This window comes from Myxococcus hansupus (assembly GCF_000280925.3).
In the GTDB taxonomy this organism is placed as follows: domain Bacteria; phylum Myxococcota; class Myxococcia; order Myxococcales; family Myxococcaceae; genus Myxococcus; species Myxococcus hansupus.
Genome location: NZ_CP012109.1, coordinates 9,400,427 through 9,424,549 on the forward strand (window position 1 = coordinate 9,400,427; position 24,123 = coordinate 9,424,549).

Below are 24,123 nucleotides of genomic sequence, written 5' to 3' on the forward strand. Positions count from 1 at the left end.
CCATGCGCCTATTCGCCGCCTGCCTGCTCCTGTCGGGGCTCGTTGCCTGCACCGCCGCGAACTCGAATGTTCCTTCGGCGGACGCCTCGCACGCCGGGGCACCCCTGCCGTTCATCCAGGATGACTACGCCCGCGCGCTCGCCGAGGCGAAGGCCAAGGGCATCCCGCTCTTCGTCGACGTCTGGGCGCCCTGGTGCCACACGTGTCGTTCGATGAAGGCCTACGTCCTGTCGGACGCCTCGCTGGCCCGGCACGCGGACCGCTTCGTGTGGCTGGAGGTGAACACCGACCTGACGTCGAACGCGGCGTTCCAGGAGCAGTACCCGGTGGAGTTCTGGCCCACGCTGTACGTCATCGACCCTCGCCAGGAGAAGGCCCTGCTGCGCTTCGCCGGCAGCGCCACCGTGGCGCAGTTGGAGAAGCTCTTCGAGGACGGCGAGCGCGCGTACAAGGGTGGCATCACGGGCGCGGAGGCCTTGCTGGCGCGCGGTGACGCGCTCTACGCGGAGGGGCGCTCGGCGGAAGCGGCGGAGACGCTCGCGGAGGCCTTGACCGAGGCACCCGCGGACTGGTCCCGCCGGGGCCGCGCGGTGGAGTCGCTGCTGACGGCGATGTACGGCGCCAAGCAGCACGAGGACTGTGCGCGCAAGGCGCTGGAGGAGTTGCCGAAGACGCCGCGCTCGCTGTCCTGGGCCAACGGTGCCCTGCTGGGCATGTATTGCGTGCTGTCGCTGCCCGAGGACGCGGCGTCAGGAACGGAGCTGCGCGAGGGGCTGGAGGCGAAGGTGGCGGAGGCCCTGGCGCCGCCGGCCATCGACATGTCCGCGGATGACCGCTCGGGCTTGTACGAAGTGCGCGTGCAGGCGCGCGAGGCGGCGAAGGATGCCGCGACCGTGAAGGCCCTGTCCGCGGAGTGGCTGACGTTCCTGGAGGCCGAGGCGGCGAAGGCGCCCAATCCCCAGGCGCGCACGGTGTTCGACTCGCACCGCATGCTCGCGGCGATGAAGCTGGAGACGCCGGGCCGCGCGATTCCCGCCATCGAGCAGAGCGAGAAGGACCTGCCCCAGGACTACAACCCGCCCGCGCGGCTGGCGACGTTGTATCGGTTGGAGGGTCGGCTCGATGACGCGCTCGCCGCCAGTGAGCGTGCCCTGGCGCGTGTCCAAGGCGCGCGGCGGTTGTCGGTGCTCTCCGGCCGCGCGGACATCTTCGTCGCGCGCAAGGACACGGCCTCCGCCGTGAAGACGCTGGAGGAGGCCATCACCTTCGCGAAGACGCTGCCCGCCTCTCAGGTGTCGCCGCGCATGGTGGCGGGCCTGGAGAAGAAGCTCACCGGCCTTCAGTCGTCGGCGCGGTAGCGGCGGCGCGGGTGCCCAGGTCGAACAGCTCGTAGGCTTCGGCCGGGCACTCGCGCATGCCCCCATCGGTGAACACCATCACCGCCTCGCCGGGCGTGGGCGGCGGGGGTGGTCCGTGGGCGTAGTCCACGCGCGTCCCGTCCGTGACAAGGCGCCGGAGCACACCGTTGAGCGCCCCAGCGGGGGACAGCCCCAGCATCGCGCGGTTGCGCTTGTCGCGCGTGTGGCCCACCACCTGCGTCAGACCCAGGGGAAGCCGCCTCGGGTCGAACCGGCGGCGAGGCGTGCCGCGCACCCGTTCCGCGTCCTCCGGGAGCAGGCTGGGGCGCTGATAGAAGATGCCGGTTCCTTCTCCGCGGGCCGCGTCTCCGGGCTGGTGCAGTCCCGGGATGACGAGCGGGCCGTGCGTCCACGCCGCCACCGCCGTATCGAGCGCGGCGTTCAACGCCTCCGCGACGGCACCCGCCTCCGCACGTTGGTCATGGGGCAATCGCGTCAGGTCGAGGTCTTCGGACGTGACGCCCGCGTGCAGCACCATCAGGTCCGGGCCCGCGGCGTGGGCCACGCGGAAGCGCTTCGCGCGCAGCAGGTGCTCCACCCAGGTGCGTTGCGCCTCGCGGAAGTTGCCGAAGTCGCGCGCCACCAGCTCCGCGGACGGTACCTGCGGCCAGCGAGCGAGGAAGGCCTGCTCGGCATCGGCATCCGTGACGCCACCTTGGTAGGCCCGGTCTGCTTCGGCCTGGGCGGCGGCGAAGCTCGCGTCGGTGAAGCCGGCCAGCTCGCCCACCCGCCCCAGGTCGTGGTTGCCCAGCAGCATGACCGCCTGGTCGGAAGGGTGCGCGGCCAGCCACGCCACCAGGGCCAGGCCACTGGCGGACGCGTGGTCACGCTCCTGGGGCTTGCCCCAGTCGAAGTGATCTCCCACGGAGACGAGCTGCACGTCGGGATGGAGCCAGCCGTCCGCGCCCAGGAGCCCCTGGTGCGCGAGGATGGCCAGGACCTGCTCCAGGTCGGCCTGCGGGTCTCCCATCACGAGCCGCCGCCGCGCGCCACCGCGCGCCGGGGCGGAGCGGGGCCCCGCCACGACGGCTTCCTGGGCGCGAGCGAGCGCGGTGCGAATGAGGACGGCGGTCACGAACTCTGGAAGAAGCGGGCAATGAGCGCCGAGCGGCTCTCCACCTGGGCCTTGCTTAGCAGATGCGTCACGTGGACTTCCACGGTGCGCTCGGCGCAGCCCAGTCGTCCCGCGATGGACTTGTTCGTCTCGCCCTGGATGATGTGGGTGAGGACCTCGGACTCGCGCGCGGTGAGCGACCAGCGCGCCGACAGTGCCTGCACGCGCGCGGCGGCGCTGGACGCGGTGCCGGTGTCGATGGCCAGGTAGTGCGGCGGCAGGCCCGTGGTGACCAGCGGCGTCATCGTGAGCGGGCCGGAGCAGGGGATGCCCTGGGCGCCGCGCCGCAGCGAGTCCATCAGCTCCGGGTCGTGACGCTCCAAGCGGGCGCGCCCGGCGTTGTTGGCGTGCACCACCCGGCCGCTGGAGCTGACCACCCAGGCGGCGCGCCCGAGCGCCTCCATGGCCACTTGCAGCGCCGTGGACATCAAGCCCGACTCGCGCAGCCGCGTCTCCATGGTGAGCCGCCGCTGCAAGGCGGGCGTCAACGCCTGGAGCAGCCGTTGCTCGCGTTCAGTGAAGGGCTCGGCGCGGGCCAGGCCCACCCAGCCCAGGAGGACAGGCCCATCACAGACGAGTGTGCGAAGCCATTGCATGTGCTCCACGCCGAGCTGCCGGAACGTCGCGCCCGCGCGGACGCTGATGCGCTCGCGGGTGCTTTCCAACGACTCCTCGCTCATGCCCAGCCGACGGCCCACCTCGGTGGCGGACAAGTCATGCAGCGGCATCTGCCGCGCTGTCTCTGTTTCCGCCAGCGAGCGGAAGTGCAAAGCGCGGTTGCGTTGGGCTGGCTCGGGCCGCGCGGGATTGAACCAACCCCAAGGCTCGTTCCAGGCAGACACCTGGGTTTCGATGGCCGCTTGCACTGCCGCGGCAGGGAATGGGAAGCCCGCACTGTAGGAGTAGCTCGCGTGGTAGCGCTCCGGGCCTACGTCTACCCCGTAGGCAACCGCGCGCTCGGCCCGCAAAGCCTCTCGTAGAGCACTCAGCACCAGGGGCAAGGACTCCGCCCCGGGCTCGGCCTCCACGAGCAACGCCTCCAAGTCTGTCAGCAGGCCCTGCTCCTCGGAATTCAAACGAATCACGGTCAGTGAAGTATACGCCCGTTAGGGATTGGGCCCAGTACCTGACCACTTTCCGCACAAGTCTTGAACGTTCAAAATTATCCGCGCCGGGCTCAATGCCTCTGACAAAGCATGGGTTTGAATTGACCCAGGGTTTTCCCCGATAGCAAGAAACAGGGCTCTGGCGGAACACTCTCGTGCTGGCCCCCGGGGGGGAGGGCCGCCGCGGTGAACTGTGAGCGCGCGCCGGGCGCTCGGTTTCGGGTGCCCGGTGCGCAGCTCCTTTCCGACACGCCAACCTCCGACGCCAACCCACGAGGATGGTTGCCTTTGTCAGGCCGCCTGACTCCGTGAGGTGTGCAGGAAGCGAGGCAGACGCTCGGAGGGCACCACCCTCTGAATGAAGTGGAGCATTCCCAGCGCGAGGTAGGCTAGGCCGAAGGCGAGCGCCGTCCAGGCAAGCCAGGCGCTGATGCCTCCCGTGCCCAGGGCCACGAGCGCCCAGATGGTCAGCCCGGTGCCCACGCCCCAGGGCATGGCGGAGCGCAGGTGCGGACCGCTGAAGGCTCCGCCCAGGGCGCAGAGCGCCGCCGCCAGGACGCCGAAGCCGAACCACTTCGGCTCATGGACGGGGAAGATGGCCGCCATGGATAGCAGCGTCGTGAAAAGCCCAAGTATCGCGAGCCCCAGGGTCATGGCCTCACTCCAGGTGGAGGTTCCCTGGAAAGGTGCTCACCGGGCGCGTAACGCGTAACGCACCTTCGGTTCGTGGGCTACGCGCCATGGCGCATGGTGTCGTGCTCAAAGGGGCGAAATCGCGTCATCCTGTGCGTCGGCACGCCGCTGGCTAGGCTGCCGACTGGATGTACCACCGTGCGACGGCCGGCCCACGTGGAAGACGGATGGACACCCTGGAATGCGTTCGATGAACACGAAGAGCTCCGCGAAGCGCGCGCTGTGCATGGCTGTGGTGATGACCGTTTCAGGATGCAGGACGCCCGGCGTCCTGGGCCCCGGAACCCTGAGCGCCTCGGAGGGCTCTGACTCCGCGGCGTCGTCCGAGGGCTCCGACTCCGCGGCTTCATCCGAAGGCTCGGACTCCGCGGCCTCGTCCGAAGGCTCCGAGTCGGGGGCTTCCTCGGACGAGTCGAGTCAGTCGGAGGGCTCCTCGGAAAGCTCGGGGGAGTCGAGCCAGTCGGAATCGAGCGGCTCCAGCGAGGGCTCGAGTGATTCGAGTTCGAGTGAGGGAGGGACGAGCCACTCGGAAACCAGCGAGGAGGGCACCTCCCGGCCGACCGAGGATGCGCTCAGCGAGGAGTCCTCTCGCAGCAGCGATCAAGGCGGCTCCAGCGAGGGCTCCAGTGGCACGCAGCGGGCGGAAGGCGAGGCCTCGCGGTCGCGCAGCAGCAATTCGGCGAACAATGACGTGGCGTCTGCGGTGACGGTGGCCACGGTGGTGGTTGGGCTCGGGGTGGTCATCTGGCAGGCGTATGCGGCGGCGGAGCGTCGGCGGGGTGTGTCGCCTCGCGAGGCGGGCCGCGCGGCGCAGGTGTATCTCCGGTCGCGGACGCACCAGCTTCGTGAGGACCTCGCGCTGGGCGCCGGTCCGACGGTGGAGGACCTGGCCGCGGCGGCGCGCATCCGGCGCGAGCACCTGGGCGTGTTTGGCCGCGTGCTACGGGCTCACCGGACGGAGCTGCTCGCGCTGGCGGAGTCGAACGCGCTCACGCCGGACCGCGCGCTCGCGTGGATGGAGCGCGTGGGTGAGTTGGCCCGAGCGGATCCGCGCCTGGACGAGGACCGGCGCGCGTTCCTGGCGACATCGGCCCAGGAGGGCACCGCGGTGGTGACACCCTGATGCGCTGGGGGAGGCTCCTGGGCCTCGTCCTCGCGCTGGCGATGGAGGTCGAGGCATCGACGCCTGTCGAGGGGGCGCGCGATGCCGCCTCGCATGGACCCGTGCCGAGCACGGGCGCGTCACGCGTGGAGGTGACGCCGAAGCGCGTGAAGGCACCGGCGAGCCGCGTCGCGCCGGATGCGGACGGCGCCGTTAGCGTGACGCATCAGTCCTTGAGAGAGCCCGCACCGGCGAGCCGCGTCGCGCCGGATGCGGACGGCGCCGTTAGCGTGACGCATCAGTCCTTGAGAGAGCCCGCACCGGCGAGCCGCGTCGCGCCGGATGCGGACGGCGCCGTTAGCGTGACGCATCAGTCCTTGAGAGAGCCCGCACCGGCGAGCCGCGTCACGCCGGATGCGGACGGCGCCGTTAGCGTGACGCATCGGTCCTTGCGAGAGCCCGCACGGGCGAGCCGCGTCACGCCGGATGCTGATGCCGCTGTTGGAGCGACGCATCAGTTCTCGCGAGAGCCCGCACGGGCGAGCCGCGTCACGCCGGATGCGGATGCCGCCGTTAGCGTGACGCATCAGTCCGCGCGAGAGCCCGCACCGGCGAGCCCGACCACGCCGGACGCAGATAACGCCGTTGGCGTGACGTATCAGTCCCCGCGAGAGCACGCGGCGCCGGCAGGCTTCGTGTCACCGCGTCTGGGCGAAGCCATTGCGGCGCATCAGTTGCCCAATCGGGTGAAGGCGCTCGCGGCGGCGGGGGTGGTGTTGATCGGCGCGGCCGCGACCGACGCGGAGCTGGTCACGGAAGTGGAGGCGGGGCTGAACGCACTGCCTCCCGCGATGCGCCGTCCTCCTGGAGGCACGCTGGAGTTCATGCTCCACGCCGAAGCAGCGCCGCTGGGCCTGGGCGACGGCTCCGCCGAGCGCCCCGACTGGTCGCAGGGCCGCACGCGTTTCCACCTCTACCAGTACGCGCCTTCCGATGACCACCGGGCCACGCTCCGCCTGTCGCGGCTGACGGACCCCGAGTCAGAGCGCCTGTGGCGCCGCCGCGCCGTCGTCCACGCAGTGATGCAGCGTTGGGATGATGCCCACCACTGGAGTCGCACCGACGCGTGGCGCCGACTGTCGGGTTGGCTGAAGCCCTTCGAGCGTCCCCTCGTATGGAAGGAGGAGGTCCGCCTCCGCTACGCGGGCGCCTTCAGCCGGGCCCTGGGGCAACGCAGCGCCTCGCTGGACCTCGTCACCTTCGCGGAGGAGTGGTTCGTCCCCGTGGAGTCCCTGCGCGCGGACGCGCTGCCCGTGGACGACCACGTCCGCTGTCAGGAGTTCTCCAAGGCCCGTGCCCTCGCGGAGCATGTGGCCGCAGCGGGCCTGGGGGACCTGCCTCCGCGCGGTAACTGCCCCGCCTTCGACGCATGGGCGGACCGGGAGGTCCTGTCGCACTTCGAGGTCCTCCTGGTGGCCTCCACGGGTCGTCAGCCGGAGTCCCTTTTCGGCCACTTGCTGCTGCGCCCGGTCTGGCGAGAAGGCGAGGTGCCTCGCGGCCCCACCTTCGAGCACGTGGTGCAACTGGTGGCGCTGACGGGCATGGAGGGCAAGGGCCTGGGCTACGTGGTGAAGGGCATGACGGGCGCCTACGACACCGTGTTCCTCACGGGGACGATGGGCGACTTGTCCCACGAGGCACTCGAGCTGGAGCAGCGCTCGATCCGCCGCTTCAGGCTGCGGCTCAACCCGGGAGAGGACACCCGCATGTTGGAGCGAGTGTGGGAGCTCGAGCGCCGCGGGTACATGGGCTACTACTTCTTCACGGACAACTGCGCGACCGCGCTCCTCTTCCTGCTCAACGGCGCGCTGGAAGGAAGCCGGCAGGTGCGGCCCCCCGGGCTGCTCTGGGTGCTCCCCACCGCCACGTTGGACACCCTGGCCGGGATTCAGGTGGAGGGCCCTGAAGGCCGCCAGGTGCCGCTGCTGGAGCACATCCCGGACACCATCGAGTCCACCGGAGACCGCGCGGTCCGCGCGCAAGCCTCGCGGCGGGAGGCGCTGGAGTCACTGACGGGCCATGTCGGCGCGAACGAACTCGCCCGCCTGCGAGAGGTCCACGCCCGCCTGCAATCGCCCGAGCCGCAGACGCGCATGCGAGCGTACGACGGCCTGCCCGCTGTCATCGCGGACGTGCTGCACTCGGCGCGCACGGCGTCGCTCGACACGGTCCGCGAGCACCTGCACGCCTACGTGGCGCACTCGGTGCGGGTGGAGCGCGCCGCGGTGGACCGTGCGGAGGGCGAGCGCCTGCGCATCGAGCGCGAGCGACTGCTCGCCGTGAAGGCCCCGTTAGCGGGCTCGGCGCGGGCGGGAACGCGTGAGCGCCAGCGCATCTTCGAAAGCGAGGATTCGCTTCAGCGGCGGCTCGCGGTGCTGGACCGGGTCACGGTGTTGAAGGACGCCATGGCCTCGGCGCCCCGTCGGCGGCCCACGCCGGAGGAGCTGAAGACCCTCGTGTGGGCGGAGCGCACCGAGACCACCTTCGCGCGGGCCACCGAGGTGCAGGGCGCGCTCAACGACGGCCCGCTGTCCCAGGTGGAGCCGCTGGCCTTCCTGGGTGAGGACCGCCACCGAAAGGTCGCGGCGGAGACCACCTGGGCGCAGAGCGCGCTGCGGGAGTCCGGCGCGGCGCGGCTCGCCCTGACGGTGGGCATGGACTTCCCCGTGGCGGGCGGTGTCAGGCCGCTGCTGGGCCTGCGCACCTCGGCCATGTCCGAGGCGCTGGGCGATGCGCGGCTTCACGGCTTCCAGCCGAGCAGCGAGCTGCGGGTTCTCGACGGAGAGCTGCTTTTCGCGCCGCGCTGGGGCGTGCCCAAGGTGGCGGTCTCCGACATGACGCTGCTGGGCTACCGCACGCTGCTGCGGGAGCTCCCCCAGTTTCGGGATTCCTTCTGGGACGCCCTGGGCTGGGGCGCGGAGGCGCGCGTGTCGTCGAGCGATGCGCGGATGTTACCCTACCGCGCGACTGTCCAGGCCGAGGCGCTGGTGGTGCTGGACGAGAACGCGCGCTTCTCGCGCTACACCGCCGTGGGCCTCGGCGGCCTCGCGCTCCTGCACTGGCGGCGAGACCTGCTGACGCCCGCCGCCGGGCCGCGCCTCTCGGTGGCGCACCGCACGGGGCTGCCGGGCTCCGGGGCCAACGCGGTGCGCCTGGAGGCGGCCTATGCGCCCACCTGGCGCGTGGGGGATGACCACTTCACCCACGAGGCGGGCGCCACGCTCCAGATAGAGCTGTGGCTGGGGCGCGCGGGGCCCTTCGGCTTCCTGCTCACTCCGCGCGCCCAGGTCCGCTGGGAAGGGTGGGTGGCGCCCCCGGCCGCTACGTCGTGGCTGGACGGCTCGGCGGAGCGGCGTCTGGCTCTCGGCCTCGAGGTACGCTGAGGAAGGCGGGCGCGCGGGAGTCGCCGCCTGCCCAGAACGGGCTGCTGACCGCGCCCGTGGCCGCGCCGATGAAGGTGCCGATGACGTAGAGGGCCGTGTAGCCCCAGAAGCCCAGGCCCCAGAAGAGGTGGCTCTGCGTGGCCGTGCCAATGAAGAGGAAGAAGGCGATGGCGGCGGGCACCGCCACCGAGGCGAAGGCGGCGGCGGCGAGCGCCCGTGACATCCGCCGGGCGTGGAAGCCGCCGAACGCGCCGGCCAGCAGCCCGTTGAACATGGGCAGGAAGAAGAGGGCCAGGCTGGTGAGCACCATCACCACCGCGCTGACGATGAAGCGGCTGTGGACTGGGTTGATGGTGTCGGGCTTGAACGTCAGGTCCGCAGGGATTTCCCGGCGGACGTACTCGTAGCGCGTCTGCGGTCCGGAGAGGGCCTTCTCCGGGTCCTGCGTCATGATGTGTTCAGGCATGTCTGGATTCCTCCCACGAGGGCGGGTCAACGAGTGCCCGTGGTCATGAGTTTGTGACGCCAGAGGGTGTACGGAAGGGCCGCCGGGCGCACCGCAGGGCGGGCCACCTGCCGGGCCCTGGATTTCCCCGTCCGGAATACTCGCGGAGTCCCTGGATACCGGCCGCCTCCCCCCAGAAGATGCGCGCCGGACTTGGCGGACGGTGGCCTCCGGCTATGCTGCCGCGCCCGGCAGCACCCCTATCCCTGCCCGTACGGAAATCTCCATGAGCTTTCGCCGCAATCTGCTGACCTTTGCCCTCGTCACCTCTTCCCTGCTGTCCGGCTGCGTGACGCAGCGGCCGTTCTACCGCGACATCATGCAGCCCGAGGGCGCGTCGATTGCGGCGGGCACGCCCGTGGAGCTGGTCGTGCTGGACGCGGACACGAACCAGCCCGTGAAGGGCGCCAAGGTGCTCTGGGGTGAGGACTACCGGTGGCGCGAGTCCTACGTCACGAACGAGGACGGCCGGGTGGCCTTCGACGTCTCGCAGTCGCTGCTGAAGGAGAACCCGCTGGTGGAGATCGTGCTGCCCGCCGGCGTGCGCGCCTACCGCCTGCAGCTCGTGCCGCCCGGTGAGGCCATCGACGGCGAGACCCCCGAGGCGCCTGAGGCCCCGGAGGCGACGGAGGCCCCCGCCGCCCCCGAGACGCCGGCGACGGAGGCCCCTGCCGCCGCCCCGGAAACCGCGCCCGGCAACTGAGCCAGTGCCTTCCGCGCGAGGCTCAGCCGAGCTTCGCGTGGAGGAAGTCGACGGTGCGCTGCCACGCCTTCGCGGCGTTGTCCGGTGAGTAGACCTCCGGACGCGTGTCATTGAAGAAGGCGTGCTGCGCGTCGTAGCGGTGAATCTCCGTCGGGACGCCGCCGGCCTTCAGCTTCTGCTCCAGCGCGTCCACCCGGTCCGGCGAGCACCAGTCGTCGTTCTTCGCGAAGTGGCCGAGCACCGGCGCGCGGATGCGGGACAGGTCCGCGGCCTGCTCCGGCGGGATGCCGTAGAAGGGCACGGCGGCGTCGAGCCCCGGGTCGTTCGCGGCGGCCAACAGCGTCAGCGCGCCGCCCATGCAGAAGCCCAGGATGGCCACCTTCGTGCCGTCCTTGCGCGCGCGCAGCGCCTCCACGGCGGCACGCAGGTCCGCGGTGGCCTTGCCCCAGTCCAGCGCCTTCAACATCGCGTTGGCCTCGTCGGCGTTCTTCGTCACGCGGCCGTCGTAGAGGTCCACCGCGAAGACGGTGAAGCCCTCGCGCGCCAGCCGGTCCGCGACGTCGCGCGTGTGCCCATTGAGGCCCCAGTACTCGTGGATGATCACCACCGCTCCGGGCGCGTCGCCCTTGGGGGCTTCGCTCAGATAACCCGCCAGCGCCTGACCCTGCTTGCCGATGAGCTGCGTCTGTCCTGTCATGGCTTCACCCTTGCGAGGAAATGAGAGGGGGCGCAGCTTAACGGTCGGCTTCGCGAACGCGCACGTGAACACGCCGCCGTGCCCGCTTGGAGACAGAGGACCGGTATGTCGAAGGCCTTCACGAAGGAAGACGCGGGCGACGAGGGCGTGCTGCCCGTCCGCCCGCGCGCGTTCTCGGGAGAGAAGCGCTACATCACGCCGGAGGGCTACCGGGCCCTTCAAGAAGAGCTGGCGGCGGCGCAGGGGCCGGACCCTCGGGCGGGCGAGCTCACCGAGATGGAGGCGGGCGGGCGCCGCAAGGAGCGCGAGCGATGGGCGCAGGAACTCGCAGCGGTCCTGGAGGAAGTGCGGGTGGTGGAGCCCGACGCGGCTCAGGCCGGGCGTGTCTTCTTCGGCGCGTGGGTGTCCCTGGAGGACGAGGACGGCGGCGAGGTGCGCTACCGCATCGTCGGCCCCGATGAGTCGGACGTGAAGGCAGGCCGGCTCAGCGTGGAGTCCCCCCTGGCCCGCGCGCTGCTGGGCAAGGAAGTGGGGGAGTCCGTGGTGGTGGAACGCCCGCGCGGCAACGTGGAGTACACGGTGACGGCCGTGGACTACGCGGCGCCGTGTCGCGCGCTCAGCGCCGGGTGGCGATGACGATGCTCAGCGGGGTGAAGGGCTCGGGCAGAAGGCCATCGCGCACCTCGACGGTGAAGCCCTCCGCTTCGAGCAGCGCGCGGGCGCGGGGCACCAGGAACGTCAGGTAGTACATGACGAAGGGGGGCTTCCAGAGCGCGTTGCGCACGCGCACGGCGGCGTTGAAGCCCTGCGCCACCCAATAGCCGGGGTTGAGCTTGGACGGCGGGTGCGCGGTGACGAAGACGAAGCGGCCTCCGGGGCGCAGTGCCCGGGCGATGCCGCGCACCATCCGCGGTTCGTCCGCCTCGAGGATGTGGCCGAAGGCGCCGAAGCTGGTGATGACGTCGAAGGCGCCTTCGAATGGGAGCGCGAGGGCGTCGCCCTGGAGGAAGTCCAGGGCCGCGGTGCCGGGCGCGTCCGCGAGCTGCCTGCGGGCCTCGTCGAGCATGCCCTGGCTGAGGTCGAAGCCCACCACGCGCTCACGTGCGAGCGGCCGCAGGAAACGCATGGCCGCGCCGGTGCCGCAGCACACGTCGAGCGCGCTGCCCACCGAGCCGGGCTCGCCCACCTGGGCGATGGTGGCCTCGAGCACCGCGTTCGGCGTGCGGAAGGGCGTGTATTCGAACTTGGGCGCGAGCAAGTCGTAGCCGTGCTCGACGGAGGAGAGCGCCTGCGTGGCCAGCTCCCGGAGGGTGGGGCCCTTGCGGTGGAACATGGTGTCTCCGGGTGTACCGCACCCACACCGGCGCCTCCCCCGGAAATGCAGCGGGTATTGGCCATTGAATGTTCCGGGGGGACCCCCGTCAGAAGGTTCAAGCAGGACGACGGAGGAGGACAACGACATGGCGCTCAAGACGGGTTTCGCGGTGCTGGCTTTCGGAATGATGTTCCTCGGCTCCACGGCCGCGCATGCCAAGGATGACCACGAGAAGTCGCGGTTCTCCCAGCAGCATCGGTATGACGACCGCGGCGGCAACTTCGGAGTCCACGTCGATGTTCGCCGGCACCCGGGGCCGGCCCCGCGTCCTCCGGCTCACGCCCGGGGCCGCTACGAGCTGCAGACGGTGAACCGCTACGTGGAAGGCCGCTACGACCGCGTGTGGGTCCCCGAGGTGTGCAGCGAGCGGAACAACCGCCGCTCGCGGGTGACCCGGTGCACGGGTGGCTTCTACGAGCAGCGCTGGGTGCCGGCCCGCTACGAGCCGGTCCAGGAGTGGGTCTGGGTGTCCTACGGCCCTGGCCGGGTCCACATGGCGAGCGCTGGCCGCCGGTAACGATTCGAGGTTGACGGGGACCGCGCCGTGGGGCGCGCCGGGTTACGGGGGTACCCAGGCGCGCTCCGCGGCAGCAGGTCCGCAGTGCCTTTCCTCGCCGGTCCTGTTAGTGAATGCGCCACATGGCGACCGCATTCATCACCGGGGCTGGCATCCGCATCGGCGGCGCGGTGGCCCGGGCGCTCGGTCGCGCCGGGTATGACCTGGCGCTCCATGCGAACCGCTCCATCGAGCCGCTGACGTCCCTGGCTGAAGAGCTTCGAGCGCTCGGCCGTCGCGTCACCCTGCATGCCGCGGACCTGAGCCGCCCGGATGCGGTGGAGGCCCTGGCCACGGAGGTGCGCGAGGCCTGGCCCGCACTGGACGTGGTGGTCCACAACGCGGGCCTCTTCGAGCGCGCCGACTTCGCCACCATCTCCCGCGACCAGTACCGCACCATGCTCGCGGTGAACCTGGACACGCCCTTCTTCCTCACCCAGGCGCTGCTCCCCGCGCTGCGCGCTGGCAAGGACCCGCTGGTGGTGCACATCACCGACGTGGGCGGTGAGCGGCCGGTGAGTCACTACGCGCATTACTCGGTGAGCAAGGCGGGGCTCATCATGCTCACCCGCGCGCTGGCGGTGGAGCTCGCGCCGCACATCCGTGTCAACGCGGTGTCGCCCGGGACGGTGGCCTTTCCCGAGAACTTCGGCGCCGAGGACCGCGACGCCGTGCTGCGCCGGATTCCCATGGCCCGCGAGGGCAGTGTCGAGGACATCGCCCGCACCGTCGTCTTCCTCGCTTGCGAGGCGCCGTACATCACCGGGCAGGTCATCGCCGTCGATGGCGGCAGGAGCGCACAGCTATGAGCTCGGAGCAGGCCTTTCATCCTCCCGTCGTCACGACGCCGGAGGGCCGGCCGCTGGACGTCATCGAGATGCGGGGGCTCACGGTGGATTGCATCGTGGGCATCTTCAACCGGGAGCGCACGGTGGCGCAGCCGCTGCGCTTGGACGTGGCGCTGTTCCTGGACACCCGCGCCGCGGCGGCGGAAGGCAAGCTGGCGCACACGGTGAACTACGGTCGGCTCGCGGGAGAGCTGCGCTTCCTGCTGGAGGCGTGCCGCTTCGAGCTGTTGGAGTCCGCGGTGGAGACGGTGTGCCGTTACGTGCTGGCGCCGCCCACGGAGGACGTGCAGCGCACACAGGTGCGCGCGGCCACGGTGCGCGTCACCAAGCCGCTCGCGCTGGGCGGGCTCGCGGTTCCGTCGCTCCAGATTCACCGCACCGCGGAGGAGATGGTGTACGGCCGTGAGGACAAGTCCTTTGGCCGCGTGGACATCATCCACGAGGGGACGGGGTACGGCGTCTACCGGCTGCGGGTGAAGCCCGGGGGCTCCATCCCTTCGCACGTGCACCAGCAGATGGAGGAGAGCGAGCTGGTCCTGGGGCCAGGGCTGCTGCTCCAGTTCAAGCCGGTGGCCCGGGGCATGGCCTTCCATTGGCCGCGCGGCTTCGTGCACCGCTATGACAACCCGTCGGCGACGGAGCAGACGGTGTTGTGTGTGGACAGGCCCGGCTTCATCCCCTCGGACGAGGTTGAGACGGAGCCGCCGTCCACGGGCCTGGCGCCTGTGACAGGGCACTCCTATTACCCGCTGGATGAGCCCGCGGTGGCCGGCTCGCCCGCGGAGCACCATCCGTGAGTGGGGCGGGGCGCGGGATTCGGGCGCCCTGCTTCGGGCCCGAGCGCGTCCCGGAGCACCTGCCGCGGGAGGCGTTTGGCGCGGCGGGCACACCCATGACGTGGACTCCCGTGAGCGCAGCGCATGGGGCGCAGTGGGTCACCGGTGGTGGGATGGGCGTACCCATGACGTGGCCCCCAAGGAGCGCATCACATGAGCCCTGACGTGGGGACTCGGAAGGTCCTTATCACCGGTGGCGGGACGGGCATTGGCCGGGCGGTGGCGGAGGCGCTGCTTCGTGCTGGTGGCCGGGTGGTGGTGACGGGCCGTCGCGCGGAGGTGCTGGAGTCGTTGGCGGCCCAGTGGCCGGGACAGGCCTTCGCGCTGCCGTGTGACCTGGCCTCGCCGGAAGCCCGAGACGGGCTGCTGCGCCGTGCCTCCACGCTGCTGGACGGCCTCGACGGTTTCGTTCACAGCGCGGGGCAGGTGGTGCATCAGCCGCCCGGCCACATTGGCGAAGACGCGCTGCGAGCCCAGCTCGAGGTCAACCTCGTCGCGCCGTTGCGGCTGGGCGAGCAGGCCCTGGAGGTCCTGGAGCCGGGCGGCGCACAGGTGTTCATCGCCTCCACGCTGGCCACGCGGCCCGTCCTCACCAGCGCGGTGTACAGCGCGGCGAAGGCGGGCCTGCTCCAGGTGATGAAGGTGCTGGCGCTGGCCGGTGCCGCGAGGGGCGTGCGCGCCAGCGCGGTGCTCCCGGGCGTCGTCGAGACGGACATGGTGCGCGAGGTGCGCCTGGCCCCCGGCGAAGGGCCGCTGTCCGAATCCGAGGCCCTGCGGCGCCAGGAAGCCCAGCTAGCGGGACTGCGGGCCCTGCATCCGCTCGGCCGGCTGGGGCGTCCCGAGGACGTGGCCGAGGCGGTGCGCTACCTGCTGGGCGCGTCCTGGATTTCCGGTTCCGAGCTGGTGTTGGACGGGGGGCTACTGCTGCGGGAGTGAGGCGCGGTATGACGCGGCCTCGGCTCACAAGGACGGCAGGATGCTCCTCGACAGACGGCTACAGCTCTTCGTGGTGTTGGCGGGAGTGTTCGTCACCTCCCTGGTGGTGGGCGACATCATCGGGGTGAAGCTGTTCGAGGCGCAGGTGGGGCCGGTGGTGGCGGTGATGTCCATCGGCATGCTGCCCTTCCCGGTGACGTTCCTCCTCACGGACATCCTCAACGAGTTCTACGGGAAGAAAGCCGCCCGCTTCGTGACGTGGGTGGGCTTCTTCATGGCCATCTTCGCCTTCATCGTGATTGCCATCGCGGTGCAGGTGCCGTGGGCGCCGCTGACGCGCGCGGAGGGCTACACGGGCGCGGTGGAGAACTCGTTCAACAACGTGTTCGGCGGCTCGCAGCGCATCCTCATCGCGTCGATGATTGCGTACCTGGTCGGCCAGTTCTGCGACATCGCCATCTTCAACGGGCTCAAGCGGCTGACGCGCAACCGCCTGCTGTGGGTGCGCGCGACGGGCTCCACGCTGGTGTCGCAGCTCATCGACACGGTGGTGGTGCAGTACGTGGCGTGGACGGGCGTGCTGCCCAACGACACCATCATCAGCATCATCTACACGTCGTACGTGGTGAAGGTGCTGGTCGCGGTGGGCCTGACGCCCTTCATCTACCTGGGCCACGCCTTCGTGGAGCGCAAGCTGGGCATCGCCCCCGTGGTGCTGGGAGAGAATGGCGAACCCATTGCCCCGCCCGCGCCGCCGGTCAGCCAGGAGGAGCAGTCCCGCGCGGCCTGAGCGCGGGACGCCGGTCTCAGTCCGCTGAACGCAGCAGGGCGGAGAGGATGTCCGTCCAGTGCGAGTAGAGGGAGAAGTGCCCGCCGCCGGGGTGGAAGCGGGGCACCGCGCGCGGAATCCGGGCGGCGAGGTACTGCCCCATCTGTGGCGGGACGATGCTGTCGCCCTCCCAGTACCAGAGGTCCACCTCGGTCCGAATCTCCTCCAAGGGGACGTTCCACGGCTGCGCGAGGATGTGCGCCTCGCGCCGCATGCCCGCGACGCCCTTGCGCGTGGCCTCGTAGCGCCAGCCCTGCACCTGCGCGGCGATGCGAGGGTCCGCGAGCACCGTGCGGTCATCCGCCGACGCCTGGGAGCGCAGGCCCGCGAGCGCCCGCGCGGGATTCGCGCGCACCTGCCGGTCGTGCATGGCCATCATCGGATGCAGCAGCCACTCCGGCCACGCGGCCATGGCGTACGCGGTGCGGTAGTCCCGGTTCACCCCCGCCATGGCCCCTGGCCGCGCGAGCGGCGCCGCGCCCGAGACGAGCGCCGCGCGGGTGATGCGCTCACCCAGCTTCCACGCGGACGCGGCCACGTAGGGCCCTCCCGCGGACACGCCGAAGAGGGCGAAGCGGTCAATCTTCAGCGCGTTGGCGAGCTGCTCCAAGTCATTGGGGAAGTCGAGCAGCGTGCGGCCGGATTGGTAGTCCGACAGGCCATACCCTGGCCGGTCCGGAGCGATGAGGCGCACGCCCAGCGCATGGGTGAGCCGGTCATCCGGGTGGCGCATGTGGCGCGAGCCTGGGTTGCCGTGGATGAAGAACACGGGCGTTCCGCTCAAGTCCCCGGACTCGACGTAGGCCAGCCGCCGGCCATCCCTCAAGTGGAGGACGCCTTCACGGACCTGCACGCCCCGGGCTTCGGTGTCGGTGTCGGACGCGACGTTCATGGTTCCATCGGCTTCGAGCGCGCGGCGATCCACGCGGAAATGGAGGGCCACACCTGCGTCGAGCCCTTGCTCGAGGCGGACAGGCCGATGTGTCCCACGGGGTAGCGCCGCGTCTCGACGTCCTTCGAGCCCACCAGCGACGGCAGGGGCTCGCTCATGGCGGGCAGCGCGATGGTGTCGTGCTCGGCGATGACGTTGAGGATGGAGCACTGGATGCGGCTCAGGTCCACGCGCTCGCCGCCCACTTCCATGAGGCCCTGGGGGAACAGGTTCTGCTGGTAGCAGTCCTTGATGTATTGCCGGTAGACCTCGCCCGGGAATGGGACGGGGTCGGCGCCCCAGCGCTCCATGGCGAGGAACGTGGTGACGAAGTCCGGGTCATCGATGCGGCGGCACACCTCCAGCCAGCGGGTGAGGCGCTGCACCGGCGCGGCCATCAGGAAGCCGCTCTCCAGCACGGGCGTGGGCACGTTGCCGTAGGCGTCCACCAGTGAGTCCACGTCGAAGTGGTTGGCGGACGTCCACAGCGTGTAGAGGCCGCCCTTGCTGAAGTCCACGGGCGTGGCCTGGGCCACCAGGTTGCGGACGCCCTCGGGGTACAGCGAGGTGTACGCCAGCGCCATGGTGCCGCCCATGCAGTAGCCGTAGAGCGTCAGCTCCCGGCTCTTGCTCACGCGCAGCGTCCACCGCACCGCCGTCTGGATGAGGCCGCCGAGCAGGTCATCCCAGGTGAGCCGCTCCTCGTCCTGGCCGGGCACGCCCCAGTCGATGGCGTAGACGTCGTAGCCCTCACGGGTGAGGTGCTCGATGAGGCTGCGCCCCGGCAGGAAGTCGAGGATGTACCAGCGATTGATGAGCGAATAGACGAACAGGATGGGCGTGCGGTGCCGCCGCCGCGGGGCCGCGTAGCGCAAGAGCCGCATGCTGCCGCGCGTGTACACGACGGTGTGCGGGGTGGCGCTGACGGGGGGCTCGCGGACGCCGGAGGCCCGTTCGATGAAGGGCTTGAGGTACGGGTACGGATTGAAGGGCCGCGACTTGAGCGCGTGCGCGACGGCGCGGGTCAGCTCGACCTGGCCGGTGACGAATGAGCGAAGACGCTGGGGCGTGGACGCGGGCATGTCAGCGGCGGCGCTTGGAGGGCGCGCGCTCCTTGGGGGTGGGCTCGGGGGACTCGGGCTTGGCTTCGGGCTCCGCGACTTCCTGGCGGTGGAGCAGGTCCACCACCAGCTCCAACTGGGTGCCGAGCGCCTCGACCTGGTCGTTCATCCGGCGGAGCTGATCGCGCAGGTTCTCCACCTCGGACGTGGTGGGCAGGCGCAGCGTGCGCAGGGCGCCCTCCACCAGGCCGTTGCGGCGGATGCGCGCGTTGAAGCCCTGGCGCATGAGGGAGCCGCTGACGCGCAGGTAGGCGGGGCTCTCGGTGACTTTCGCGGCGGCGCGGGTGAGTCCCTGCTCGGCGCGGGTGAACACCTTGCCGGTGCGCGTGTCCGGGTGGGTGAGGTGGCCCAACAGCTTCAGGCCGCGGGCGAGGAGCCCCTGGGACGGCGGCGGTCGTTCCGGCTGACTCATGGGCGGCAGGTTATCCCAACGCGCGCCGCCACCAGGGCCTCATCGCTCCCAAAGTGAACCAAGCTTCAACTTGCCTGCTTCAAAAGGTTCGGCATGAACGGTGGCGCTGCCCGTATGTGCACCCAGCCGGTGCCAGCGCTCTCGTTCCCGCCGGTAGATTTCGAGGAGCTGGATGCGCGGGTCCACGAGCCACAGATGGTTCACGCCCTCGCGGGCGTAGAGCGTCATCTTCCGAGACCGGTCCACGGCTTCGGTCGACGGAGACAGGACCTCGCAGAGCCAGTCGGGGGCAAGCTCCACGCCCACCACGTCTGGAATCTCCGGCATGCGCTCGCGTCTCCACCCGGCAAGGTCGGGCACGAGCACGTTGCCACCGAGGTGCAGTTCTGGCTCAGGGAGGATGACCCATCCGCCCGGGCCTTCCCCTCCGAGCTCCAGGTCGAACGGCGCCAGTTGTTGGCCGAGCCGGATGGCCGCCCTACCGTGCATCATCCTCGGACGGGGGCTGACATGCAGCTCACCCTCGATGATTTCTCCGACGACATGCGGGGGGAGGCGCTCCAACGCCTCGTACACCTGCTCTGGCGGTGGCTTGTCACCCATGCCCCCAGGATGCGGCCATGCCTGGGGCCTCGCAAGTCGCACCGCTTCTTGTCCGTGGATGGCTTCGCTCATGTGTCGAGCATGCGCCATACCTCTGACATCCTTCGGGGAGTAGAAAACCCCAGAGGTCCTCTCGGCTCAGCCCTGCCGCTTCACCGGCAGCGGTCCGAAGGACTGTGACACCGGCATCAACGACATGACGTTGATGTTCACGTGCGCGGGCCGGGTGGCCACCCAGTGCACCGCGTCCGCGATGTCCTCGGGCGTCAGCGCCTGGGTGTTGGCGTAGACGGAGGCGGCGCGCGTGTCGTCGCCCTTGAAGCGGACGCTGGAGAACTCCGTGCCGCCCACGAGCCCCGGCTCGATGTCCGTTACCCGCACCGCGGTGCCATGGAGGTCCGCGCGCAGGTTGAGGCTGAACTGGTGCACGAAGGCCTTGGTGGCGCCGTACACGTTGCCACCCGGATAGGGCCACTCCGCTGCCACCGAGCCCATGTTGATGACGTGGCCCCGGTTGCGCGCCACCATGCCGGGCAGCACCGCGTGCGTGCAGTACAGGAGCCCCTTCACGTTGGTGTCCACCATCGTGTCCCAGTCCTCCAAGCGCGCCGACTGCGCGGGGTCCAACCCCAGCGCCAGGCCCGCGTTGTTGACCAGCACGTCCACGTCCGCGAAGTCAGCGGGCAACGAGCGGACGGTCCGCTCCACGGCCTCACGGTCCGTGATGTCGAGCGTCAGGGGGAGCACCCGCTCGCCCAGCTCGGCGCGCAGGGCCTCCAGCCGCTCGGTGCGGCGCCCGGTGGCGATGACGCGCGCCCCGTCCTGGATGAAGCGCCGGGCCATGGCCAACCCGAATCCCGCGGTGGCGCCGGTAATCAGTACATTCATGACACACCCCTCTGGGAGCCAGCGCCGGGAGGGGCCGGCTCAGTCGTCTTCACCCTGATAGATGCAGCCGCTGGTGCACGTCTCACGGACGACCACCCGGCTGAGCAGGGGAAGGCCTGGACGCAGGCGCTTCCAGATCCACCGCGACAGGTTCTCGCTGGTGGGGTTCTCCAGGCCCTCAATCTCGTTGAGGTAGTAGTGGTCCAGCTTGAGCCGCACGGGCTCGAAGGACTCCTTGATGTCCGAGAAGTCCATCACCCACCCGGACTGCTCGCCCACGGGGCCTCGCACGTGGACTTCCACCCGGTAGCTGTGGCCGTGGAGCCGGCTGCACTTGTGCCCCGGCGGCACGTTGGGAAGCCGGTGCGCGGCCTCGAAGGTGAATTCCTTGAAGATGTCCAAGGCGTCTCCTGACTGCGGGTGGAAGGCGGCTCATATCCCGCGCGCTCCTCCTGACGTCAAGGTACGCCCTGCCGCCCTGAAGGAAGCCCTTCGTGAACTCGCGCTCGGCACTCTCGCCTGGAATGGCGACGGCCAACACGAGGAGCCTCAGTCACCGCAGTTATTCCGGGATATGCCGGACTGGAGATGGCGCCCATCATCCTTCCTTCAATGGGGGGAGTCGGTGGGTGGACAGCGCACAGGCTTGGTTAGGGGGCGCACCTTCGTGCCTCCCCATCGACGAAGGTTTCACCGACACCCTCGCGTCTGAGCATTCCCTTGCTCCCTGGCCGACGGCTCCGCCGCTGGGTAGGGGGCTTGCTCAAGGACTGCGCCGATGGCTTCGTGCGGAACGCCCTACCTGCGGTCGCTGGTGGCGCGGGCCAGTTCGCTCTGCCTCCGGCGCGAGCTGCGAGTACAACTCGTGGAGCTTCGCCCGCAGCAGCTCCTTGGACGGCAGGAACGTCTGGTACTCGGCGACGAGCGTTGGCGACGTTGTCCGGGCAAGAGCGTACTCGACGACCTCGTCGTCCTTCGTCGCGCAGAGGAGCACGCCGATCGACGGCCGCTCGTGGAGCTTCTTCACGTCACGGTCAAGTGCCTCGACGTAGAACGAGAGCTGTCCGAGATCGGCGGGCTTGAATTTGTCGACCTTCAACTCGAAGGCGACGAGACACTGAATGCCACGGTGAAAGAAGACGAGGTCGATCACGAAGTCTTGGCTGCCGACCTGCACCGGATATTGCGAGCCGACGAAACAGAAGTCGCGTCCCAACTCAGTGAGGAAGCGGCCAAGGTTCCGAAGGAGGGCGTCGTGGAGGTCGGCTTCGGAGTGATCGGCGGCGAGGCCGAGAAACTCGATGTTGTAGACGTTCTTGAACTCGTCGATTGCCGTCGGGTGAGTTTGTCTCACCGCTGGCGAGACTTTCTTCGTGGCGCGTGCCTCGCGAAGAACGGCGCCCGAGCGGATCTGCCGTTCGAGCTCCCGCTTGGGCCAGCGCTCCTTGATGGCAGCGAGAATGTAGAACTCGCGTGTATCGAGGGGCTTGGCTTGGCTGAGGATGATGAGGTGGTGTGTCCACGGCAGTTGTCTCACCAGTGGTGAGATTCTTCGGTTCGACCGGTACGCCTCGTAGAACTGGCGCATCCGAAAGAGGTTCGGGCGCGTGTAGCCCCGGACACCCGGGTAGCGCCTCGCGAGATCCGCGGCGAGCTCCTCGACGATGCCGTCGCCCCACTCCGCGCTGGCGATCTTCCGGCTGATGTACTCGCCCAGCTCCCAGTAGTGGGTCACCAGCTCCGTGTTCACCGCTTGGTGCGCGCGTCGTCGGGCCACTTCGATGAGCGCGATGACCTCGGCGAACCGCGTGTCTCCGTCGTCGACGAACGCCCGCTTGGCGCGAGGCACGGCGAGCTTCGTCGCCAGGGTGGCGGGCGTCGCGCGCGTCAAAGGCTTCTTCGAGGAGGAACTCTTCTTCATGCGAAAGGCGGGAACATAGGTTTCGGCGGCCGAGCCCTGCAATTTGGCAAGCGACGCTGGCCGGTCGATTCCGCGCCCCGCTTCGAAGGGGAAGACCAGGGGTCCTTCCCAGAGGCGCCCCCCCGGCTCGCCTCTTCGCTCCGCGTGAAAAATCCCCGGGAATATCCCCGGCGCCCTTCCACACATCCCACGCCAGCTCCCCGCGAGGGCCCACCTGTCGGTGAAGCGGCGCAGCCGTCACAACCCCGCGAAACCACGTTTCCTGTCTCCTTGCTACACGTCCCGGCAGGCAGGGGTTGCCGCGGTCGGAGGGAATGAACAGCGAGCGGCTCCGGATTGGCGGCCGTCCTCGCGAGCGCCCCCCGCGCCGCGACCCACACCAGGAGTCCGCCAGGATGCGCCATCGTTCGCCGTGGTTCACGGCCCTATGCTCCGCTGCCTTGCTGTCCTTCGTGGCCTGCAACGGCAAGGTCGAGTTCAACCAGGAGAATGGCTCACCTCCCGGCTCCAGCGAGACGCCCTCCGTCCCGGGTACCCCGCCCGGGGAGCCGAACTCGCCCGGAACGCCCGAGCCTCCGCCCGTCATCGTCGAAATCCCCGGGGATCCGCCTCCTCATCCGGACCCCGAGCCAGAGCCGTCCCCCGAGCCGCAGCCCCCGCCCGACCCGACGCCCGAGCCCCAACCGGAACCCGAGCCGCCGCCCCGCTATTCGCGCATCCTCTGGGTGGCGCCCAACGGCAGTGACGGCGCGTCCGCCACGGAGACGGCGCCGCTGCGCACGGTGTCGCGCGCGCTGGAGCTGGTGCGTCCGGGCGAGGCCGTCTACCTGAAGACCGGCACCTATTCGGAGCGCCTCAAGCTCGAGGAGAAGGGCGGCTCGTCCTCCGCCCTGCTCACGCTCCGGGCCGCGCCGGACGCCAAGCCGGTGCTCAAGCCGTCCGGCAGCGGCTCCGCCATGGTGGATGTGCGCGGCGCGTATTGGAGCATCGAGGGGCTCACCATCGACGCGGCGGGCAGCGCCTCCTTCGCGGTGCTCTTCCGCGGCGTGGGCTCGCACCACGGCGTGCTGCGCGGCTCCACGTTGAAGAACGGCACCGCCGGCGCGGGCGTCAACGTGTGCGAGCGGGCCAGCGACATCCTCATCGAGCAGAACGCCATCTCGAACTTCAACCGCAACGGGGATGACAGCCACGGCGTCATCGTCCAGACGACGGCGCGCAACGTGGTGGTGCGGGGCAACGACATCCACCACAACTCCGGCGACGGCGTGCAGTGCATCGGTCCGGAAGGCGGCGCCACCATCTCCGGCACGCCCTTCGACAACCTCCTGGTGGAGGACAACGAGCTGCACGAGAACCGCGAGAATGGCGTCGACGTGAAGACGTGCACCCGCGTCACGCTGCGCGGCAACATCATCTGGGGACACAAGACGTCGTCCACCTCGCGCGGCGAGGGCGTGGTGGTGCATCTGTCCGCCAAGGACGTCACGCTGGAGGACAACGTCTTCTACAACAACGGCCGCGCCATCAGCATTGGCGGGGTGCGGCAGGGCGCGCCGCCCACCAACATCGTCATCCGCCGCAACCTCGTGCGGGACGGGCTGGGCGGCGGCGAGGAGGGCAGCGGCATCCGCGTGGACACGACGTCCAACGTGAAGGTCCACCACAACACCGTCTGGAACATGCCCGGGCCCTGCCTGACGTTCGGCCATGGCGACACCGGCGCCAGCGCCAGCCTGGATGTGCGCAACAACGTCTTCTCCGGCTGCGGCGTGGCGGTGCGTGGCGGCGCCGGGCGCTCGGGGGCGGTGGTGGACGCGAACCTCTACTTCCGGAGCGCGGGCGCGGCGGTGTTCCGCCTCAATGGCGTGGACATGGGCTTCTCGCAGTGGCGCTCACAGAGCGGGTTCGACGGCCGCTCCCAGGAGAAGGCCCCCGGCTTCCTCAACATCGACACCGGGGATTTCCGCCTGGGGTCGGGCTCACCCGCACTCAACGCGGGGCTGTCGCTGGGGCTGAGCTGGTGCGGGCCCGGGCCGGACCAGGGCGCTTTCGAGTCAGACTGCACCTGAGCCGCCGAGGCGTG

The 24,123-nt window shown here is 70.0% G+C and carries 24 protein-coding genes; 11 read left to right on the forward strand and 13 right to left on the reverse strand.

What is annotated here, in order from left to right; all coding sequences use genetic code 11:
• Positions 1-2: 2 nt before the first annotated feature.
• Positions 3-1,358 (forward strand): thioredoxin family protein, encoded by a 1,356-nt coding sequence (locus A176_RS37140; RefSeq protein WP_002633616.1) that lies wholly within the window; start codon positions 3-5, stop codon positions 1,356-1,358.
• Here A176_RS37140 and A176_RS37145 read toward each other — a convergent pair.
• From A176_RS37145 to A176_RS37155, 3 genes are all read right to left on the reverse strand, one after another.
• On the reverse strand, positions 1,330-2,493 hold the full coding sequence (locus tag A176_RS37145) for a metallophosphoesterase (RefSeq protein WP_002633615.1): 1,164 nt from the start codon (positions 2,491-2,493) through the stop codon (positions 1,330-1,332). The genes A176_RS37140 and A176_RS37145 overlap by 29 nt on opposite strands.
• Entirely contained in the window at positions 2,490-3,617 is a 1,128-nt protein-coding gene (locus tag A176_RS37150) for a helix-turn-helix transcriptional regulator (protein ID WP_002633614.1), read from the reverse strand. The genes A176_RS37145 and A176_RS37150 overlap by 4 nt, the downstream gene beginning before the upstream one ends.
• Positions 3,618-3,929: 312 nt before the next feature.
• Complete coding sequence (locus A176_RS37155; RefSeq protein WP_226994112.1) at positions 3,930-4,244, reverse strand: hypothetical protein; 315 nt, start codon at positions 4,242-4,244, stop codon at positions 3,930-3,932.
• A gap of 277 nt (positions 4,245-4,521) precedes the next feature.
• Here A176_RS37155 and A176_RS40465 point away from each other — a divergent pair, with 277 nt between their 5' ends.
• Positions 4,522-5,454 carry a hypothetical protein gene (locus A176_RS40465; protein WP_226994113.1) on the forward strand — a complete coding sequence of 311 codons (933 nt, stop codon included), beginning with the start codon at positions 4,522-4,524 and terminating at the stop codon, positions 5,452-5,454.
• A complete protein-coding gene (locus A176_RS37165; protein ID WP_226994114.1) occupies positions 5,454-8,876 on the forward strand; it encodes a lipoprotein N-acyltransferase Lnb domain-containing protein in 3,423 nt (1,140 codons plus the stop codon). Before A176_RS40465 ends, A176_RS37165 begins: the two co-directional genes overlap by 1 nt.
• On the opposite strand, the gene A176_RS37170 is transcribed toward A176_RS37165, so the two are convergent.
• Positions 8,815-9,342: a hypothetical protein gene (locus A176_RS37170; RefSeq protein ID WP_044889890.1), complete on the reverse strand. Its 528-nt coding sequence runs from the start codon at positions 9,340-9,342 to the stop codon at positions 8,815-8,817. The genes A176_RS37165 and A176_RS37170 overlap by 62 nt on opposite strands.
• Before the next feature lie 265 nt (positions 9,343-9,607).
• On the opposite strand from A176_RS37170, the gene A176_RS37175 reads away from it, so the two are divergent.
• Positions 9,608-10,084 carry a hypothetical protein gene (locus A176_RS37175; protein ID WP_002637953.1) on the forward strand — a complete coding sequence of 159 codons (477 nt, stop codon included), beginning with the start codon at positions 9,608-9,610 and terminating at the stop codon, positions 10,082-10,084.
• Positions 10,085-10,106: 22 nt separating this feature from the next.
• On the opposite strand, the gene A176_RS37180 is transcribed toward A176_RS37175, so the two are convergent.
• Positions 10,107-10,781: a dienelactone hydrolase family protein gene (locus tag A176_RS37180; protein WP_044889888.1), complete on the reverse strand. Its 675-nt coding sequence runs from the start codon at positions 10,779-10,781 to the stop codon at positions 10,107-10,109.
• A gap of 105 nt (positions 10,782-10,886) precedes the next feature.
• Between A176_RS37180 and A176_RS37185 the strand changes: the two genes are divergently transcribed.
• Positions 10,887-11,417: a GreA/GreB family elongation factor gene (locus tag A176_RS37185; RefSeq protein ID WP_002637955.1), complete on the forward strand. Its 531-nt coding sequence runs from the start codon at positions 10,887-10,889 to the stop codon at positions 11,415-11,417.
• Here A176_RS37185 and A176_RS37190 read toward each other — a convergent pair.
• The gene (locus A176_RS37190) at positions 11,398-12,114 is read right to left on the reverse strand and encodes a class I SAM-dependent methyltransferase (protein ID WP_002637956.1); all 717 of its coding nucleotides are present in this window, start codon (positions 12,112-12,114) and stop codon (positions 11,398-11,400) included. The two genes, A176_RS37185 and A176_RS37190, sit on opposite strands and share 20 nt — an antisense overlap.
• A gap of 127 nt (positions 12,115-12,241) precedes the next feature.
• Here A176_RS37190 and A176_RS37195 point away from each other — a divergent pair, with 127 nt between their 5' ends.
• From A176_RS37195 to A176_RS37215, 5 genes are all read left to right on the forward strand, one after another.
• Entirely contained in the window at positions 12,242-12,673 is a 432-nt protein-coding gene (locus tag A176_RS37195) for a hypothetical protein (protein WP_002637957.1), read from the forward strand.
• A gap of 122 nt (positions 12,674-12,795) precedes the next feature.
• Positions 12,796-13,521, forward strand: coding sequence for an SDR family oxidoreductase (locus tag A176_RS37200; protein WP_002637958.1), 726 nt, complete (start codon positions 12,796-12,798; stop codon positions 13,519-13,521).
• Positions 13,518-14,357 (forward strand): dihydroneopterin aldolase, encoded by an 840-nt coding sequence (locus tag A176_RS37205; protein WP_002637959.1) that lies wholly within the window; start codon positions 13,518-13,520, stop codon positions 14,355-14,357. The genes A176_RS37200 and A176_RS37205 overlap by 4 nt, the downstream gene beginning before the upstream one ends.
• A gap of 192 nt (positions 14,358-14,549) precedes the next feature.
• Positions 14,550-15,332, forward strand: coding sequence for an SDR family NAD(P)-dependent oxidoreductase (locus A176_RS37210; protein ID WP_002637960.1), 783 nt, complete (start codon positions 14,550-14,552; stop codon positions 15,330-15,332).
• A gap of 40 nt (positions 15,333-15,372) precedes the next feature.
• Positions 15,373-16,122, forward strand: coding sequence for a queuosine precursor transporter (locus tag A176_RS37215; protein WP_002637961.1), 750 nt, complete (start codon positions 15,373-15,375; stop codon positions 16,120-16,122).
• Between the two features lie 16 nt (positions 16,123-16,138).
• Here A176_RS37215 and A176_RS37220 read toward each other — a convergent pair whose 3' ends face one another.
• The 7 genes from A176_RS37220 to A176_RS37250 all read right to left on the reverse strand — a co-directional run bounded on the left by A176_RS37220 (position 16,139) and on the right by A176_RS37250 (position 22,037).
• Positions 16,139-17,053, reverse strand: a complete 915-nt coding sequence (locus A176_RS37220) for an alpha/beta fold hydrolase (RefSeq protein ID WP_002637962.1) — start codon at positions 17,051-17,053, stop codon at positions 16,139-16,141.
• Complete coding sequence (locus A176_RS37225; RefSeq protein WP_002637963.1) at positions 17,050-18,174, reverse strand: alpha/beta fold hydrolase; 1,125 nt, start codon at positions 18,172-18,174, stop codon at positions 17,050-17,052. The genes A176_RS37220 and A176_RS37225 overlap by 4 nt, the downstream gene beginning before the upstream one ends.
• A 1-nt stretch (position 18,175) precedes the next feature.
• The gene (locus A176_RS37230) at positions 18,176-18,625 is read right to left on the reverse strand and encodes a hypothetical protein (RefSeq protein WP_002637964.1); all 450 of its coding nucleotides are present in this window, start codon (positions 18,623-18,625) and stop codon (positions 18,176-18,178) included.
• A gap of 39 nt (positions 18,626-18,664) precedes the next feature.
• The gene (locus A176_RS37235) at positions 18,665-19,228 is read right to left on the reverse strand and encodes a Uma2 family endonuclease (RefSeq protein WP_044889887.1); all 564 of its coding nucleotides are present in this window, start codon (positions 19,226-19,228) and stop codon (positions 18,665-18,667) included.
• A 138-nt stretch (positions 19,229-19,366) separates the two neighbouring features.
• Positions 19,367-20,116 carry a bifunctional NADP-dependent 3-hydroxy acid dehydrogenase/3-hydroxypropionate dehydrogenase YdfG gene (gene ydfG / locus A176_RS37240; protein ID WP_002637966.1) on the reverse strand — a complete coding sequence of 250 codons (750 nt, stop codon included), beginning with the start codon at positions 20,114-20,116 and terminating at the stop codon, positions 19,367-19,369.
• A gap of 39 nt (positions 20,117-20,155) precedes the next feature.
• Positions 20,156-20,518: a 6-carboxytetrahydropterin synthase QueD gene (gene queD / locus A176_RS37245; RefSeq protein ID WP_002637967.1), complete on the reverse strand. Its 363-nt coding sequence runs from the start codon at positions 20,516-20,518 to the stop codon at positions 20,156-20,158.
• 361 nt (positions 20,519-20,879) lie between these two features.
• Positions 20,880-22,037 (reverse strand): PDDEXK nuclease domain-containing protein, encoded by a 1,158-nt coding sequence (locus A176_RS37250; RefSeq protein ID WP_002637968.1) that lies wholly within the window; start codon positions 22,035-22,037, stop codon positions 20,880-20,882.
• Positions 22,038-22,432: 395 nt separating this feature from the next.
• On the opposite strand from A176_RS37250, the gene A176_RS37255 reads away from it, so the two are divergent.
• Complete coding sequence (locus A176_RS37255) at positions 22,433-24,109, forward strand: right-handed parallel beta-helix repeat-containing protein (protein WP_002637969.1); 1,677 nt, start codon at positions 22,433-22,435, stop codon at positions 24,107-24,109.
• Positions 24,110-24,123 lie beyond the last annotated feature (14 nt).

Bases quoted from the DNA above. Each gene is read 5' to 3' on its own strand.
- A176_RS37165 (WP_226994114.1), top strand. From the start codon at position 5,454: ATGCGCTGGGGGAGGCTCCTGGGCCTCGTCCTCGCGCTGGCGATGGAG.
- A176_RS37175 (WP_002637953.1), top strand. From the start codon at position 9,608: ATGAGCTTTCGCCGCAATCTGCTGACCTTTGCCCTCGTCACCTCTTCC.
- A176_RS37210 (WP_002637960.1), top strand. From the start codon at position 14,550: ATGAGCCCTGACGTGGGGACTCGGAAGGTCCTTATCACCGGTGGCGGG.
- A176_RS37220 (WP_002637962.1), bottom strand. From the start codon at position 17,053: ATGAACGTCGCGTCCGACACCGACACCGAAGCCCGGGGCGTGCAGGTC.
- A176_RS37235 (WP_044889887.1), bottom strand. From the start codon at position 19,228: ATGGGTGACAAGCCACCGCCAGAGCAGGTGTACGAGGCGTTGGAGCGC.
- A176_RS37200 (WP_002637958.1), top strand. From the start codon at position 12,796: ATGGCGACCGCATTCATCACCGGGGCTGGCATCCGCATCGGCGGCGCG.
- A176_RS37190 (WP_002637956.1), bottom strand. From the start codon at position 12,114: ATGTTCCACCGCAAGGGCCCCACCCTCCGGGAGCTGGCCACGCAGGCG.
- A176_RS37215 (WP_002637961.1), top strand. From the start codon at position 15,373: ATGCTCCTCGACAGACGGCTACAGCTCTTCGTGGTGTTGGCGGGAGTG.
- A176_RS37170 (WP_044889890.1), bottom strand. From the start codon at position 9,342: ATGCCTGAACACATCATGACGCAGGACCCGGAGAAGGCCCTCTCCGGA.
- A176_RS37195 (WP_002637957.1), top strand. From the start codon at position 12,242: ATGGCGCTCAAGACGGGTTTCGCGGTGCTGGCTTTCGGAATGATGTTC.
- A176_RS37180 (WP_044889888.1), bottom strand. From the start codon at position 10,781: ATGACAGGACAGACGCAGCTCATCGGCAAGCAGGGTCAGGCGCTGGCG.
- A176_RS37205 (WP_002637959.1), top strand. From the start codon at position 13,518: ATGAGCTCGGAGCAGGCCTTTCATCCTCCCGTCGTCACGACGCCGGAG.
- A176_RS37230 (WP_002637964.1), bottom strand. From the start codon at position 18,625: ATGAGTCAGCCGGAACGACCGCCGCCGTCCCAGGGGCTCCTCGCCCGC.
- A176_RS37185 (WP_002637955.1), top strand. From the start codon at position 10,887: ATGTCGAAGGCCTTCACGAAGGAAGACGCGGGCGACGAGGGCGTGCTG.
- A176_RS37155 (WP_226994112.1), bottom strand. From the start codon at position 4,244: ATGGCGGCCATCTTCCCCGTCCATGAGCCGAAGTGGTTCGGCTTCGGC.
- A176_RS37225 (WP_002637963.1), bottom strand. From the start codon at position 18,174: ATGCCCGCGTCCACGCCCCAGCGTCTTCGCTCATTCGTCACCGGCCAG.
- ydfG (WP_002637966.1), bottom strand. From the start codon at position 20,116: ATGAATGTACTGATTACCGGCGCCACCGCGGGATTCGGGTTGGCCATG.
- A176_RS37140 (WP_002633616.1), top strand. From the start codon at position 3: ATGCGCCTATTCGCCGCCTGCCTGCTCCTGTCGGGGCTCGTTGCCTGC.
- A176_RS37255 (WP_002637969.1), top strand. From the start codon at position 22,433: ATGCGCCATCGTTCGCCGTGGTTCACGGCCCTATGCTCCGCTGCCTTG.
- A176_RS37250 (WP_002637968.1), bottom strand. From the start codon at position 22,037: ATGAAGAAGAGTTCCTCCTCGAAGAAGCCTTTGACGCGCGCGACGCCC.
- A176_RS40465 (WP_226994113.1), top strand. From the start codon at position 4,522: ATGAACACGAAGAGCTCCGCGAAGCGCGCGCTGTGCATGGCTGTGGTG.